At 60.2% G+C, this 15,787-nt stretch carries 13 protein-coding genes; 12 read left to right on the top strand and 1 reads right to left on the bottom strand.

Features of this window, described 5'->3' with window-relative positions:
- Window positions 1–283 precede the first annotated feature (283 nt).
- A complete protein-coding gene (locus KJS47_RS08540) occupies window positions 284–463 on the top strand; it encodes an H-type small acid-soluble spore protein (protein ID WP_213524473.1) in 180 nt (59 codons plus the stop codon).
- A gap of 116 nt (window positions 464–579) precedes the next feature.
- On the opposite strand, the gene KJS47_RS08535 is transcribed toward KJS47_RS08540, so the two are convergent.
- On the bottom strand, window positions 580–777 hold the full coding sequence (locus KJS47_RS08535; RefSeq protein WP_213524472.1) for a hypothetical protein: 198 nt from the start codon (window positions 775–777) through the stop codon (window positions 580–582).
- A gap of 286 nt (window positions 778–1,063) precedes the next feature.
- Here KJS47_RS08535 and KJS47_RS08530 point away from each other — a divergent pair, with 286 nt between their 5' ends.
- The 11 genes from KJS47_RS08530 (at window position 1,064) to KJS47_RS08485 (ending at window position 15,782) form a co-directional block, all read left to right on the top strand.
- Window positions 1,064–2,392, top strand: a complete 1,329-nt coding sequence (locus KJS47_RS08530; RefSeq protein ID WP_213524471.1) for a hemolysin family protein — start codon at window positions 1,064–1,066, stop codon at window positions 2,390–2,392.
- Window positions 2,393–2,596: 204 nt separating this feature from the next.
- The gene (locus tag KJS47_RS08525; protein ID WP_213524470.1) at window positions 2,597–3,316 is read left to right on the top strand and encodes a DUF2306 domain-containing protein; all 720 of its coding nucleotides are present in this window, start codon (window positions 2,597–2,599) and stop codon (window positions 3,314–3,316) included.
- A 188-nt stretch (window positions 3,317–3,504) separates the two neighbouring features.
- Window positions 3,505–4,380: a cation diffusion facilitator family transporter gene (locus tag KJS47_RS08520; protein ID WP_213524469.1), complete on the top strand. Its 876-nt coding sequence runs from the start codon at window positions 3,505–3,507 to the stop codon at window positions 4,378–4,380.
- 633 nt (window positions 4,381–5,013) lie between these two features.
- Window positions 5,014–7,590 carry a DUF4855 domain-containing protein gene (locus KJS47_RS08515; RefSeq protein WP_213524468.1) on the top strand — a complete coding sequence of 859 codons (2,577 nt, stop codon included), beginning with the start codon at window positions 5,014–5,016 and terminating at the stop codon, window positions 7,588–7,590.
- A 217-nt stretch (window positions 7,591–7,807) separates the two neighbouring features.
- The gene (locus KJS47_RS08510; protein ID WP_213524467.1) at window positions 7,808–8,803 is read left to right on the top strand and encodes a LacI family DNA-binding transcriptional regulator; all 996 of its coding nucleotides are present in this window, start codon (window positions 7,808–7,810) and stop codon (window positions 8,801–8,803) included.
- A 204-nt stretch (window positions 8,804–9,007) separates the two neighbouring features.
- Window positions 9,008–10,762 carry an L-fucose isomerase gene (locus tag KJS47_RS08505; protein ID WP_213525030.1) on the top strand — a complete coding sequence of 585 codons (1,755 nt, stop codon included), beginning with the start codon at window positions 9,008–9,010 and terminating at the stop codon, window positions 10,760–10,762.
- Window positions 10,763–10,889: 127 nt separating this feature from the next.
- Window positions 10,890–11,999 (top strand): glycoside hydrolase family 172 protein, encoded by a 1,110-nt coding sequence (locus KJS47_RS08500; protein WP_213524466.1) that lies wholly within the window; start codon window positions 10,890–10,892, stop codon window positions 11,997–11,999.
- Entirely contained in the window at window positions 11,996–12,121 is a 126-nt protein-coding gene (locus tag KJS47_RS24240) for a hypothetical protein (protein ID WP_283772061.1), read from the top strand. The genes KJS47_RS08500 and KJS47_RS24240 overlap by 4 nt, the downstream gene beginning before the upstream one ends.
- Window positions 12,122–12,255: 134 nt before the next feature.
- Window positions 12,256–13,848, top strand: a complete 1,593-nt coding sequence (locus tag KJS47_RS08495) for a type 2 periplasmic-binding domain-containing protein (protein ID WP_213524465.1) — start codon at window positions 12,256–12,258, stop codon at window positions 13,846–13,848.
- Window positions 13,849–13,919: 71 nt separating this feature from the next.
- Complete coding sequence (locus KJS47_RS08490; RefSeq protein ID WP_249716179.1) at window positions 13,920–14,873, top strand: ABC transporter permease; 954 nt, start codon at window positions 13,920–13,922, stop codon at window positions 14,871–14,873.
- A gap of 12 nt (window positions 14,874–14,885) precedes the next feature.
- Complete coding sequence (locus KJS47_RS08485; protein WP_213524464.1) at window positions 14,886–15,782, top strand: carbohydrate ABC transporter permease; 897 nt, start codon at window positions 14,886–14,888, stop codon at window positions 15,780–15,782.
- The last annotated feature ends 5 nt before the right edge of the window (window positions 15,783–15,787 follow it).

Raw genomic sequence — 15,787 nt, 5'->3', positions numbered from 1 at the left:
TTATCGGTCAATGAATCTTACGGAACTACCGGCTTTCGCATCCGAAACGCGTTCAACTTCCCATCGTGGATTCCCTCCGTTTCCCGGCCAAGAGAATGCCTTTCCCCAGATTATAAGGATTTACCAATTGTCCCGTCAAACAGGAAACCGGCCATTCCCTTACATTTCGAGAAAAAAACGGCCGCCGGCCGCCAGCCGGGATAAAAGAAATCCGAATGAACAAGCTAACGGAGAAAGCGGGACCGCAGAGTTCAACAAGACCATAGGGAAAGGAGGAAGAGCGGTGAACCATCAGCGGGCGAAGGAAATCGCACAGTCGCCGGTCATGGCCGGCGTCACCTATCAGGGCGTGCCGGTCTATATCCAGCATGTCGACGAGGAGAACGAGACCGCCAGAATCTACCCGATTTACGAGCCGGAGAACGAACTTGAGGTGTCTCTGAACATGCTGGTCGAAGAGTAGGACAAGCCCAAGCAAGTTGTGCGCTTCGCCGACCGGCAGTCAATGAAGAGCTGATTCGCGTGCATCCCCGTCATGCAAATGGAGGAAAAACCGGGAGTCCCCGGTTTTTTCCATGTTCATCGGCGCCGCCACGCCCGCACAATAGCGGACCATCCGAAATAGAGAGGAAAGAGCAGCAAGCCGGCTGGCAGCAGGAACACTGCCCAGGCCGCCTGCGAATCGAGCTGGCCGGAGCCGGAGCCACCCAGAGCAGCCAGCGTCCAGGCGAGCCAGAGGAGAGACAGCAGGTAGACGAATCGGTCGGTAATGGTCACGGGACGCTCCTTTCTAAACGGTAGCATTCGTGACCATGGACGAGAATGACTAGGAAAATGTTCCAATTCATCCCGGAATGGTACCCTTTGTCGTTTGACTCGGCCTGCCTACACCTCATATAATGAAAAGACTGATAGTTAAATACATGAAGTAAATAGGGAAGGGGTGTTTCCGTTGGGAAGTTGAAGGTCTTCATCTTCGGAGTAAAAACGATACCAATATGAATTCCTATTATCTCATAAGGGAGGTGTACCTATTCGCCCAACAGGGGTGGATAGGAAGTCGGTGAGTAGTGACTCAATACCGATATGGTTAAACTTAGTTTTAATATTAGCACTCGTGCTGGTGAACGCATTTTTTGTTGCGGCGGAATTCGCCCTCGTCAAGGTAAGGGGCAGCCGCATTGACGCTCTGGCTCTCGAAGGAAGAACCAGCGCGAAGTACGCGAAGAAGATTCTCGCGAACATGGACGCCTACTTGTCCGCCTGTCAGCTTGGCGTGACGCTGGCCTCGCTCGTGCTCGGATGGATCGGGGAACCGACCGTCGCCCGCATGCTGAAGCCGCTGCTCACCCAACTGGGCTTTAACGACGTCTTCATTCATACGATTTCCTTCATCATCTCGTTCGCCGTTGTCACCACGCTGCACATTACGCTCGGGGAACAGTTCCCGAAGACGTACGCGATCCGGAAGTCCGAAGAAGTGACGCTGCTCTCCTCCGGCATTATGGTGTTCCTGTTCAAGGTCATGTACCCGTTCATCTGGGTGCTGAACGGCCTGTCGAACTGGATGCTCCGTCTGTCCGGCATCGAGCCGACGGACCAGCACAACGCGGCGCATACGGAAGAGGAAATCCGCATTCTCATGAAAGAAAGCAACAAAAGCGGTCTGATCGACAATACCGAACTGACGCTTGTTGATAATATATTCGAATTTACGGAGACGACGGCCCGGGAGGTCATGATTCCCCGGACCGAGATGGTCTGCCTGAACGTGCACGATTCGTTCGAGGAGAACCGGGAGATCGCCCTGTCCGAGATGCATACGCGTTACCCGGTCTGCGAGGGCGACAAGGACAACATCATCGGCTTCGTGCACATCAAAGATCTGCTCAAGGCCGAAGGCTCGCCCGACATCCGGACGATGATCCGGCCGATCACGTCGATCCCGGAGTCGATGTCGATCAGCACCCTGCTCAAGCTGCTGCAGAAGAAGCGGTCGCAGATGGCGCTCCTGATCGACGAGTACGGAGGGACCTCGGGTCTCGTGACGATGGAGGACATCATCGAGGAGATCGTCGGCGAGATTCACGACGAATTCGACGAAGCGCGTCCGACCATCGAGAAGAAGGACGACGCGACCTATTCGGTAGACGGTCTGCTGCTCATCGACGAAGTGAACGATTATTTCGGCGTCGATATCGACAACGAAAATTACGATACGATCGGCGGCTGGATCTATTCGCAGATCGAGATTCCGCCCAAGAAAAACCAGCGCATCTCTTACGAGAGCGAGCTGGAATTCGTGGTAGAGGAGACGGACAACCTGCGGATCTCGCGGGTGACCGTCCGCAAACTGAATCATGCCAAGCCCGTCATGCAGCAGGCCCAATAACCTGCGCTTGTTCCGGCGGGAACCGGACTCCTCTCGGCTGCAGCTTATTCCTGCGGCCGAGAGGCGGGGAGGCGGATCTTCTTCCTTTGGGAGAGGATCCGCTTTTTTGTGTGCCTAACCGGGCTTCCCCATATACAATCCGCCCAAAATGCAGTATGATTGCGTGTGGAAAATGTTGACACGGAAAGGGTAGGAAAACGAACGATGACGGCTTTTCTCTTGTTTCGCATGCTGCATATCGTGGCGGGATTCGCAGCGCTGCTGCTTTTCTGGATCCCGATCGTCACGAAAAAAGGAGGACGGGTTCACAACACGGTAGGTTGGGCTTACGTAGTTGCGATGGCGGTGGTGGCGGTATCCGCGTTCTACATGGGCGTGTACCGGATCTTCTTCGACGCCTCGGTGGATGCCGACCGCGTATCGTTCTCCTGGTTCCTCATTTTCATCTCCATTCTGAGCGGGGCTTCCGCCTGGTACGGCATCCGCGTCCTGCGGTTCCGCAATCGGAAGACGGCGCACCGGAATGGGGTGGATCTGTTCGTCTCGCTGCTGCTCCTGCTGTCGGGCGTGGGGATCGGGCTGTACGGCATCCGGATCGGCTCTCCGCTCATCACTTACTTCCCGCTGCTCGGCCTGCTTCTCGGAGGCATCCAGCTCAAGTATTGGCTGCGCCCGCCGGCGAGGAAGATGCACTGGTATTTCGAGCACTACGGCGGGATGATCGCCTGCTGCATATCGACCGTGACGGCCTTTACCGTCTTTGGGGCGCCGCGGCTGCTGAACGTCTCGTCGTCGAACATTCTGCTTTGGCTGCTGCCGACGTTCGTCCTTGTACCGGTCATGATCGGCTTCAACATCCATTACACCAAGAAATTCGGGCCCAAGCGCCCGGCTGCACCCAAGGAAAAACCGGCCAATCCGTAACGGTTGCCCGGAACGGCGGACCGTCTCTTTCGGAGACGGTCTTTTTATTTGAAGCAGGCAACCTTTTTTGGGACGAGGCAAGAGAGTTCCCCCGGCCTACCTTTTGGTCCCCCTGACAACACTGTTTCTCTAGACCCACTCGATCCCCGTCCCTTACAATATTAGAGCATTGGAAAGGGGTAAGGAGCGTGGCTTCACTTACGGAGAGGGAGACCGGGGACAAGGGAGCATGGGTCAGCATCATCGCCTATTTGTGCCTGTCGGCGATTAAGCTGGCGATCGGGCTGCACTTCGCCTCGGAGGCACTTGTCGCCGACGGCTTGAACAATACGACGGATATCGCGGCCTCCATCGCGATTCTCATAGGATTGCGAGTTTCGCGGCGGCCGCCGGACCACGATCACCGCTACGGCCATACGCGGGCCGAGACGATAGCGTCGCTCGTCGCCTCCCTGATCATGGCCGGGGTGGGCGTGCAGGTAGTCGCGCAGGCAGTGCGAAGCCTCTTCTCGCCCCTAGAGACGGCGCCTGCCATGGTGACAGCATGGACCGCTTTGTTCTGCGGACTCGCCATGCTCGGCGTCTATGCCTACAACAAGCGGCTGGCGGCAAGGCTGCACAGTCACGCGCTGCAGGCAGCCGCGCAGGACAACAAGTCCGATGCGCTCGTCAGCTTCGGCGCGTTCGTCGGCATCGTCGGCGCGCAGTTCGGCCTGTTCTGGCTCGATCCGCTCACGGCGGTGCTGGTCGGCGTCATCATATGCAAGACGGCGTGGGACATTTTCCGCGAGGCGACGCACTCGCTGACCGACGGCTTCGAGGAGGACGAACTCCTTGTGCTGAAGCGGACGGTCGCCGCTACGCCGGGCGTGGAAGCGGTGAAAGACATCAAGGCCCGGAGCCACGGCAGCCAGATTCTCGTCGACGTGACGATCGAGGTGGAGGGACAGCTTAACGTGCTGGAGAGCCATGAGATCTGCGACGAAGTGGAGCAGCGGATGCTCGAAGAGCACCAGATCCGTCATGTCCACGTCCACATCGAACCTCAGAGGCCGCAGGAGTAGGGGCTTCAGAGCCGGGACGCTGAGGGGCCGCTATGAAGCTGCTGCGAGGGCGGTCACGGACTGGAGAGAGCAGGAGCGGACGCTTGGGCTTCCAGCCCGTCATGAACGAGACCATGAGTCTTTGGTCGCAGGACCAACGATGGGGCTGCCGATCGGCTGCGCTGCGGTCCCTTAGTGTAACAGATGCCCGGAAGGCCGGATGCGATGGTGCCGTTCGTCATCCGATCGGCTGTGAGAGTCAGCCAGCGGTGCGAGCGGAGAAACCGCCGATCCGAGGGGCTTGGGATGAGCCAGCGCGGGAACCCGGCCGTCTATCGCATCCTGTACCAGGGGAGAAAGGAAGCGAGCCGGGATGCATCCGACATGGGAGAACGAAGCCACAAGGACGAAATCCTTTGTTCAGCCGTGTCACCGGAAAGCACTAGCCTGTCGACATTGTTCGACGGGCTTCTTTATGTTTCGCGCTTCATTAGCCGGCATGTTCTAAAGCTAGGAAAAAAGCCTTAACTTTCGGTCCTTTTCCATTTCGCCGTTGTTTCCGGTCGATCCCCTGCTCTAAGATAGGACATGAATTTTCCTGAATCATGGAATTGTTGGAGGAAAGTTCCAGTAAAGCAGGAGGAGGCTGTGCGAATGAGGAAGAGGATCGCGGCAAGAACGGGTATCGCCGCTCTGGCGGTGACGCTCCTGGCGGCAGGGACGCCGCTGGCCGGGCAGGCGGCGCGGGCTGCGCAAGAGGAGAGCGAAGCGGCGGCAGGAGGAGCTTCGACGTGGAGCGGCGCGGCTCTGCCGGCGGAAGGAACGGCTGGCGCAAGAATCGTTGCAAGCGGGAGAGCTGCTGCTGGCGCAGGCCAGACGGATGGAGCGCCGGCGGAGGCCATATCGGCAGGGTCTACGGTAGAGGGCCGGCAGAATTTGGCGCTGCACAAAAGTGTAACCGTTTCCCAGCCAAACGCGGTGTTCGACACTATCCAGGGGATCGGGCTGTATGGCAAGGAGACGCCTTTGGCGAACGCCGGCATGCTGACCGACGGCCGGTACGGCGATACGTCGAACTGGCAGAATTCGGCGGACTGGTTCGTCTCCTACCGTAAGCTGAAGCGCGAGGTCGTGGTCGACCTGGAGCGGATCCAGACGGTAAATGAGCTGGCGATGGGCTTCGGTCAACGCAATGACGTCGGCATCGCGCCGCCGGTGGGCGTCCGGTATTACGTCTCGAACGACGGGACGGATTACCGCTACCTCGGCAAGGCCGCTCCGGATGCTCCCCTGTATTTTGCCTATACGCCGGGAGCAAACGACATGCACCGCAAAACCTATCGGCTGGACAAGCTGGCCGACGGTACGCCGCTGCATGTGCAGGCTCGCTACGTGAAGGCGGTGTTCGTCGTCAATTTCTTCGGCTGGACCGACGAGTTTGAGGTGTTCGGCCAGGAGGGCATCGCGAACGGAGCAGTGCTTCCGGAATCCCAGCCGGATTCGTTCGAGCCCGGGGAATACGGTGAGCCGGGTACGGCCGAGACGGCGAACATCCGCGACCAGTTCTTGTGGTACAGCGGCCCGATGGCCGAACAGAGCCGGGAGCTGACGAACTGGACGAAGGACAAGGCGGCCGCCGTGCTCGGCTACCGGGATATATACGGCACCGACAAGGACTGGTTCTTCGACGATCTGCTGGCGATTCCGGTCACCGCGATGGTGACGCCGTCCGGCCTTGACGCAAGCGGCAACGCGCGGTACGTGACCAAGGAGGACATGCTTACCTTCCTGGACTTCATCCTGAAGCCGGACACCCAGCTCGGAGCGGTGAACGAAGCGGCCCGCGAGCTGAACCGGAAGCTGGGTACCGACCGAAAGGTGCGCATCAACTTGTCGATCCCGATGATTGAGACTAGCGCCAACTTCGGCGACATCACCGGAGACGGCTCTCGTCTGCCGCTGCGGCCCGAGGATTTTGCCTCGCGGGTGAGCAACCCGTCCAGCTACGAAGGGCGGCTCGAGATGAGCCGGCTGGCGTTCGAGAACAAGAAGGCCGCCGTCTGCTGGTACATCGACGAGGCGGAGAGACGCTTCCGCGAGATGGGCTACGACCAGCTGCGCCTCGACTCGTTCTACTGGTACCACGAGCGGATCGACGAGACGACCGGAGAGGCCGAGCTCGTGCAGGCGACCGCCAAGTATCTCAAGGACAAGAACTACTTCTTCACCTGGATTCCGTATATCGGACCGGGCTCGGCCTATCAGTGGCGCGACCTCGGCTTCACGACGGCGTCGATTCAGCCGGGCTTTGCGTTCGGCAATTCCAAGAAAGCGATCTTCCCCGCGGTGGCCGAGCTGGCGAGGACGGTCGGCGGGTCGCTCGAGATCGAGTACGACGATTACCGGACGCTCGCACAATACTTGAACTATGGAGTGCGCGAGGGCTACATGACGGAAGCCTCCAACACGTATTATATGGCCGCTATGCCGCTTGTGGACGGCGCCTACGCGTTCACTCCGCTCGATCCTGCCAAGACGCCCGACAGCTTGTCGGCGATCCGCCGCTCGGTGTACGACCGGACGTATGAGTATGTAAAGGGCCGTTACCAGGAGCGGTACACGATGACGCTCGTCCCTAACGTGGCGGACAAAGCGCGGCCGTCCGTGGCTCTCAAGCTTCCGCTGGCCGACGGCTTCGTATCGGGCCGGTTCGACGTCCACTATGACGCGTCCAAGGCGGCGTTCGAGTCGTTCGCGGTGCCGGCCGCTCTGCAGGGCAAAGGAACGTTCGAAGCAAGGGAAACGTCTCCCGGAACAGTAAACGTTACCTTCTCCATAACGGATCCGGCGAGCGCTCTGTCCTCCGATCTGATAACGAAGCGCAATCCGCTCGACGGAGCGCCCGAGCTGCTGACGCTTCAGTTCGCCAAAAAGGACGGAACGGCGGATGCCGCCATCACTTCCCGCTTGTTCACGGTGGACGACCGCGGCGAGATGAGGGACGCGGCCGGCAAAACGTACCGGGGATGGGGCTACAGCGATCTGACCGCTGATACGCCCGAAGCGCAGCTTGTGGAGTCGGGGCAGGCGGTGAAGCAGGCGGAGACGACGCTAAGCAAGGAGGACATTCAGCGGGCGCAGTTCCTCGTGACCAAACTGCCGAACTCTCCAATCCGTGACGCTTGGATGGACCGGGTCAAAGCGGCGAGGGACCAGTCGCACGGCAAATAAGACGGACAAGCAGGAAAGGGATGGCGGGGCTGCCGGCTGGGGCCCCGCCATTCTTCGCTTTCTAAGGGGCTGGAGCGGGGAGACAAGGACCGAGGGAGTCCCTTGTGTTTTGACAGCGGATACAAACTTTTCCTTGTCAAATTTTTACTGGAATGTTAGATTGAGTCTGTAAACGTTATCTCATGTTTGCAAATATTTAGGAAAAGTGGAATCCAACTTGCCATCCTTAACGATAAAAGATGTCGCACAGGCTGCCGGCGTTTCGACTGCCACCGTCTCCCGCGTGCTGAATGCGAGCGGCTACGTGAGCGAACAGATCCGCAGCCACGTCCAGCAGGTGATGAAGGAGTTGAATTACCAGCCGAACGCGCTGGCGCGCAGCCTCAAGCAGGAGAGGACCAGGACGGTCGGCATCGTGCTTCCGGATATGACGAACCCGTATTTCATGACCATGGCGCGCATCGTGCAGCAGCGCCTGATGGAGAACGGCTACCACCTGATCTATATGGACTCGGGGGAGAATCCGGCCAAGGAGCTGGAGGCGATCGAGCTCTTGCTCGGCATGAGAATCGAAGCGCTCGTGCTCGCGGGGACAGGAGAGAACGGCGAGCTGATCTCTCATATCGCCCATTCGGGGACGTCGGTCGTCCTCGTCGACCGGGCGGTGGACGGCGTCTTGACCGATTCGGTCGTGGAGGACAACGCCGGAGCGGCCGAGGAAGCGGTCGCTTACCTGCTCGGCAAGTACGGCACGAGCGGGGCGATCGCCCTGCTGAACGGGCCGGAGAGCATTTCGACCGCCAGGGAGCGGTCGGAGGGAGCGAGGAAGGCCATCCGCCGGCTCGGGATGGAGGCGCGGGAGGATCTGGTCTTCGCCGGCGATTACACCCGGCAGTCGGGGAGGGACGCCTGCAAGTATTGGATGACTAGAGACGAACCGCCCCAAGCGGTCTTCTCGGCGAACAACGAGATGACCTACGGGTTCTATCAGGGGCTGCGCGAGCTCGGCATTCCGCTGGACGCGATAGAGGTCGTCTCCTTCGGCGAGCTGGACGCCGCCACCCTGTTCACGAACCGGCTGTCGGTCATCTACCAGAACCCGCAGCAGATCGGGGAGGCGGTCGCCGAGCTAGTGCTGAAACGGCTGGAAGATGACGCGAGAGACCGCGAAAGGAGAATTTTCTCGCCGCGCTTCGAGCTGACGGTGCGGTGAGATGCTTTGTCCTCGATATGTAAACGATAACGGATACCAAAGACGGCGAAGGCCCGCCTGCCGCCGCGCAGGAGGACCGGCCGCGGGAAGCGGGGGACGAGACGAATGGGGGTACCTGCAGCGAACCATCGCCTGACCGGTGACAAGCCCGACAACAGCCGCCTGGCCGGCGAAGAAGCCAAGAGCGGCCGACTGACCGGCGAGATGCCCAAAATCGGCATCCGGCCGGTGATAGACGGCAGGAGAGGAGGGATCCGCGAATCGCTGGAGGAGGTCACGATGGAGATGGCCCGTACGGTCGCCGGACTGCTGAGCGGACGTCTGCGGCATGCGAGCGGGCTGCCGGTCGAATGTGTCGTGGCCGACACGTGCATCGGCGGCGTGGCGGAGGCCGCCCGGACGGCGGCCAAGTTCGAGCGGGAGGGAGTCGGGGTGTCCATTACGGTAACCCCGTCCTGGTGCTATCCGCTCGAGACGATCGACACCCACCCATGGACACCCAAAGCGATCTGGGGGTTCAACGGAACGGAGCGGCCCGGCGCGGTCTATCTGGCCGCCGCCGTCTCCGCCCACAGCCAGATCGGGCTGCCGGTATTCCGCATCTATGGACGCGACGTGCAGGACATCGGTGACACCGCCATCCCGGCGGACGTGGAGAAGAAGCTGCTCCGGTTCGCCAAGGCGGCTCTCGCCGTCGCGACGATGCGGGGCAAGGCCTATCTGTCGATGGGTTCCGTCTCGATGGGCATCGCCGGCTGCGTGGCGGACGAATCGTTCTTTCGGAGCTATCTCGGCATGCGCAACGAATACGTCGACATGACGGAATTCATCCGCCGGATGGGGCGGGGCATCTACGACCGCGAGGAATTCGACCGCGCGCTCGCCTGGACGAAGGCCCGCTGCCGGGAGGGGGAGGACCTCAACCCCGAGCATCAGAGGCGTACGCCGGAGCAGAAGGAGCGGGATTGGGAGACGGTCGTCAAGATGGCCCTTATCGCCCGCGATCTCATGGTCGGCAACGCCAAGCTGGCCGAGATGGGCTTCGGGGAGGAAGCGCTCGGGCATCATGCGATCGCCGCGGGCTTCCAGGGGCAGCGGCAGTGGACCGACTACCTCCCGAACGGAGACTTCATGGAGGCGATCCTTAACTCCTCGTTCGACTGGAACGGCATCCGCGAGCCGTTCGTGCTCGCCACCGAGAACGATACGCTGAACGGGGTGACGATGCTGCTCGGGCATCTGCTGACGGACAGCGCGCAGATCTTCGCCGATGTGCGCACCTACTGGAGCCCCGCCGCCGTCCGGCGCGTCACCGGGCAGGATCCGGAAGGGCTTGCGGCCGGCGGGTTCCTCCATCTGACGAACTCGGGACCGGCGTCCCTCGACGGGACCGGCCGGCAGCGCATGGACGGACGGCCCGCGATGAAGCCGTTCTGGGAGATTACCGAGCGGGAGGCCGATGCCTGCCTCGAGGCCGTCTCGTGGCGGCCGGCCGTCGACTTCTTCCGGGGCGGCGGCTTCTCGACCCGCTACCGGACCGAGGGCGGGATGCCGCTTACGATGGCCCGCCTCAACCTCGTACACGGACTGGGACCAGTTCTCCAGCTGGCGGAAGGCTGGTCGGTCGAGCTGCCGGACGCGATGCACGACGCGCTGGATGAGCGGACGAATCCGACCTGGCCGACGACTTGGTTCGTGCCGAGGCTGACGGGCAGGGGGGTGTTCCGGGACGTCTACTCGGTCATGGACGCCTGGGGCTCGAACCACTGCGCACTGAGCTTTGGCCATATCGGGGCGGAGCTGATTACGCTGGCCGCGATGCTGAGGATTCCGGTCTCCATGCACAATGTAGCGGAGGAGCGGATCTTCCGTCCGAGCGTCTGGAGCGCCTTCGGGACCGCCTCGGACGAAGGAGCCGATTTCCGCGCCTGTGCAGCTCTAGGGCCGCTGTACCACTAGGTCTGGACGGAGGCGGTGCCCCAGGCAGGCCCCGCTTTCTGCATCCGTGAAGCCGCATACAATCCGGTCCGCGGCTCTGGTTAGGGGCCGGGACCCGGCAATAGGAACAAGAGGAAAGGTGGATGTCATGCATACCCAGCATCACGGTCTCGGGAGCGGCCTCGCCGCCGCCTCCCTGCTGACCAACTGGAAGACCCGGTCAATCTCGGCCGAGAATCCGACTGGCGCTCCCGGCGCGGGCGGAAGGGAAGGGAACCACCTCGGCGTCGGCCGCAAAGGCCGGCCGTACATCGCTCTGGTGGAGGGCGAGACCAAAACGATCGCCGAGATCGAGGGAGCCGGCATCATCCAGAGCATGTGGATCACGATTCCGGACCGGACCGGCGCCGGAGAGTACGTGCTGCGGGACGTCGTGCTGCGCATGTACTGGGACGGGGCGGAGCAGCCCTCGGTCGAGGTGCCGATCGGCGATTTTTTCTGCAACGGCTTCGGGGCCCGCTGCAATATTAACTCCCTGCCGATCGTCGTGAATCCGACGGGAGGGTTCAACTGCTATTTGGCGATGCCGTTCCGGTCGTCCGCCCGCATCACGGTGGAGAACCAGCATCCGGGCGAGATCCCGCTGTTCTTTTACCAGATCAACTACCAGCTGGTCGATGAGCTGCCGGCGGAGGCCGCGTACTTCCACGCCCAGTGGAGACGCGAGAAGATCACGACGCCCGCCCGGGACTATGTCATTCTGGACGGCGTGCGGGGTAGAGGACGCTACATAGGGACGTATCTGGCCTGGACCGCGCTGGAGCGTTACTGGTGGGGAGAAGGGGAAGTGAAGTTCTACATAGACGGCGACAGCGAGTACCCGACCATCTGCGGGACGGGGGCGGAGGATTATTTTGGCGGGGCGTGGTGCTTCTACGAGAAAAAAGACGGCAAGCTGCACGAGGCGACCTATTCGACGCCGTATCTCGGCTATCCGTTCAACTCCCGCTCCGACACCACCCGGCCCGAGCTGTTCGCGGACGACGCGATGCCGATGCACGGCCTGTACCGGTGGCATCTACCCGACCCGGTCTGCTTCGAGGAAGACCTGCGCGTCACGGTGCAGCAGATCGGGCATAACGGCCGGGAGTTGTTCGAGCGGTCGGACGACCTGTCGTCGGTCGCATACTGGTACCAGGACAAGCCGCAGGCCGTGTTTCCGGCATTCCCGGACGTGCTGGCGAGGCGTCCGCGGTGACGATAGACGCGCAACGGAACGGCATCGTGGGCGAATTCACGTTCTTTGACTGGGACAACGGCTCCGCCTCCGCTTCCCTAGCGGAGCCGCTGGTCGGTGAGGGCTTTTTTTACGGCCGTTGATGGAAAAATATCTTAAATTTGGACACTATTGGGGTTTGCTGAGGTGCAGCTGAGCTGGCAGATGCAGCTTGACGGGGGAGACGCCCAGCTTGGAAAGAAGGAAACGATGGACCGTAAAAAGGGGAGGGGTTTGCATGACAACAAGCAAGTGGAGAAAAGTATCCGCGGCGGCGATGGCCGTCACGGTAGCGGCCAGTTTGGCCGCTTGCTCCAAGGACGACGGGAAGCCGTCGGCATCCCAGGAGCCGGCCGGTACGGGCGAAGCCAAGGACAAGACGATTACGCTGGATTGGCTGACGTATCAATACGGACCGGTTGACGCGAACTCGGAGAGCAAGAAGCTGCTCGAGGAGAAGTTCAACGTCAAGTTCAATATCTGGTACCTCGACGTCACCAAGCGGGAGGAACTGCTAGGGGCAAAGCTCGCGGCCGGCGAATTCCCGGATTTCATGACCGTGTACAGCGGCGCGGATCTCGCGAAGTTCATCGACCAGGGCGTCGCGGTCACGTTCACGGAGAAAGAGCTGAACGACTGGATGCCGAACTACAAGAAGCTCGTCGACAAGTACGACCCGAATGGCTGGAAGTACGTCAAGAAGGATGGCCAGTACATGGGCATCCCGAGTCTGAACACCGACGGCGTCTACGGCTGGGCCGTCGCCTGGCGCAAGGATTGGCTCGACAAGGTCGGTATTAGCAAGGTGCCGGAGACGCTGGACGAATTCCGCGACGCCATGGTCAAGTTCCGCAACAACGATCCGGACGGCAACGGAAAGAAGGATACGTACGGCATTTCGACGACAGGCATGCAGCAGGTATGGGGCGCGTTCGGCATGTACAACGAATATTGGCAAAAGGACAAGGACGGCAAGCTCATCTGGAGCGGCGTCATGCCGGAAGCGAAGAAAGCGCTTGAATTCCTGCGCCAGATGAAAAAGGACGACCTCATCTCGCCGGAATGGGTGCTGCCGACGGGCGAGAACAACGGCGGCTACTGGGCGATCTCGCACGACTTCGTCAACGGCAAGATCGGCATGTCCAGTCATGGCTCCTATTACCATTGGTCGCCCGCTGACCCGGCCAAAGACTTCCCCGGCGGGGACAACGTCAAGATGCTGGCCCAGAACAACCCGAAGGCCGTCATTGCCTATGGCAAGCCGGTCAAGGGACCGGAGGGCAAGTGGGGCAATCCGGCGCCGGGCATCTCCGGCACGACGTACATGGCGCTCGGCAAGGACGCCAAGGACCCCGAGGTCAAGAAACGGATCATGCAGATCTGGGATTCCATCTACGGCGACTACGACCTGTTCATGAAAGTGAAGTTCGGCGATCTCAACAAGACGTACGAGATGAGCGGCCTGCAGCCGAAGATGAAGCAGGAGTTCAGCAAGAACGAGGAGCAGGCAAAGCTCGGCCTGCACATCACCTTCTCGCCGTTCGCCAACCCGGACTTCGCGGCCAAGTGGGCGGACCCCAAGGATAAGGAAAAGACGAACGCCCTGTTCAAGTACGACGGCGCCGGCTACGAGAATGCGGTCAAGATCACGCTTCCGTCCCAGGCCAAGTATTCCAAAAACCTCGAGAAGCTCCAGCGCGAGACGTTCGCCTCCATCATCAACGGCGACAAGCCGCACGACGAATTCGACAAGTTCGTCCAGCAGTGGATGAAGGACGGCGGCGAACAGCTGACGAAGGAAGCGAACGAGTGGTACCAGTCTTTGAAATAAACCAGGAATAGACGGACGGTCAAGAGCGGTTCATTGGCCGTCCTTTTGTTTCTCCAAGGGAGTGAAGAACGTTGAACACCGCTGCCGCGGCCCCTGCCGCCAGCCGCAAGCCGGGCAAATTCCGCCTCTGGCTCAAGTCGTACGTTAAATACCGCTACTTGTTTTTGATGCTATTGCCGTGTCTGCTTTTCTTTCTCGTCTTCAAGTACATGCCCATGTACGGTATTGTGCTCGCCTTCAAGAAATACCGGATCGTGGACGGCATCTTCGGCTCGCCGTGGAACGGGCTCGACAACTTCCGGGAGCTGCTGTCGGGGAGGGATTTTCCCAAGGCGTTCCGCAACACGCTCCTTCTGTCGTTCTATAAGCTCGTCTTCGGCTTCCCGGCGCCGATTGTGCTGGCGATTCTGCTGAACGAGATTCGTCTCGTGCTGTTCAAGAAATTCGTCCAGACGCTCAGCTATCTGCCCCACTTCCTGTCGTGGGTCGTGCTGGCCGGCGTGTTCATGGAGATCTTCTCCCCGACGCGCGGCGTCGTCAACTACTTCATTACGATGCTCGGCGGAGACCCGATCTTCTTCTTCGGAGACAAGAGCTGGTTCCGCACGCTGCTCGTCTCGACGGAGGTGTGGAAGGGGGTCGGCTGGGGCTCCATCATCTACCTGGCGGCGCTGTCGAACATCGACACGTCCCTCTACGAGGCGGCGATTGTGGACGGCGCGAGCCGGTTCAAGCAGATGCTCTACATTACGCTGCCCTCCATGCTTCCCGTCATCACGATTATGTTTATTTTTGCGGTCGGGGGAATCATCAACGACGATTTCGACCAGGTCTTCAACTTTTACAACGACGCCGTCTACGAGGTCGGGGATGTGCTCAGCACTTATACGTACCGGATCGGCATCACGCAGATGGAATACGGGCTGTCGACGGCCTCCGGGCTGTTCATCAACGTAATCGCGCTCATTCTGATCGTCGCCACCAACACGATCGTCAAACGATTCAGCGATTACGGGATCTGGTAAGGAGGCGGAACCATGTCCATGACCATAGGCAAAAAATCGGCAGGAGAGAAGGCGTTCGACGCGTTCAACATTACGTTTCTCTCCCTGTTCGCCTTCACGGCGGTGTATCCGTTCCTTAATATCATCATTGTCTCGTTCTCGACGCCGGCCGCGGCGAACCAGTACGGGCTCAAGCTGTGGCCGAGCGAAATCCAGCTCGAGGCCTACAAGATCGTCTTCTCGAACAAAATGATCTGGACCGGCTACGCCAACACGATTTTCCGGACGGTCGTCGGCACGGCGTTAAACGTTCTGTTCACCGTGCTGTGCGCGTATCCGCTGTCCAAGAAGTATTTGCCGAACCGCAACTTCTACACGTCCGTTATTATCTTCACGATGTTTTTCTCGGGCGGTCTCATCCCGAACTATCTGCTGATCAAGGAGCTCGGGCTGCTGGACAACCGGCTGGCGCTCATCCTGCCGGGGCTGATCGCCCCGTTCACGATGATTATCGTTCGCAATTTCTTCATGTCGCTTCCGGAGGAGATCGAGGAATCGGCGAAGATCGACGGCGCGCAGGAATTCCGGATTCTGTGGTCGATCGTGCTGCCGGTATCGATGCCGATCGTCGCAACGATCTCACTCTGGTACGCGGTCGCGCATTGGAACGCCTGGTTTGATTCGCTCCTCTACATCCAGGATCCGAACAAGACGGTGCTCGGCAACGTGCTGCGCAAGATCATCATCGAGGCATCGCCGCAGTTCCAGCAGTACGACACGTACGACCCGGCCAAGCCGGAAAATCTCATTACCCCGGACATTATCCGGGCGGCGACCATCATGGTCGCGACTACGCCGATTCTGTGCGTCTACCCGTTCATCCAGAAGTACTTCGTCAAGGGCGTCATGGTCGGTTCGTTAAAAGGATAAGGAGC

The organism is Paenibacillus sp. J31TS4 (assembly GCF_018403265.1).
In the GTDB taxonomy this organism is placed as follows: Bacteria; Bacillota; Bacilli; order Paenibacillales; family NBRC-103111; genus J31TS4.
This window is presented reverse-complemented; position numbering and strand designations above follow the sequence as displayed.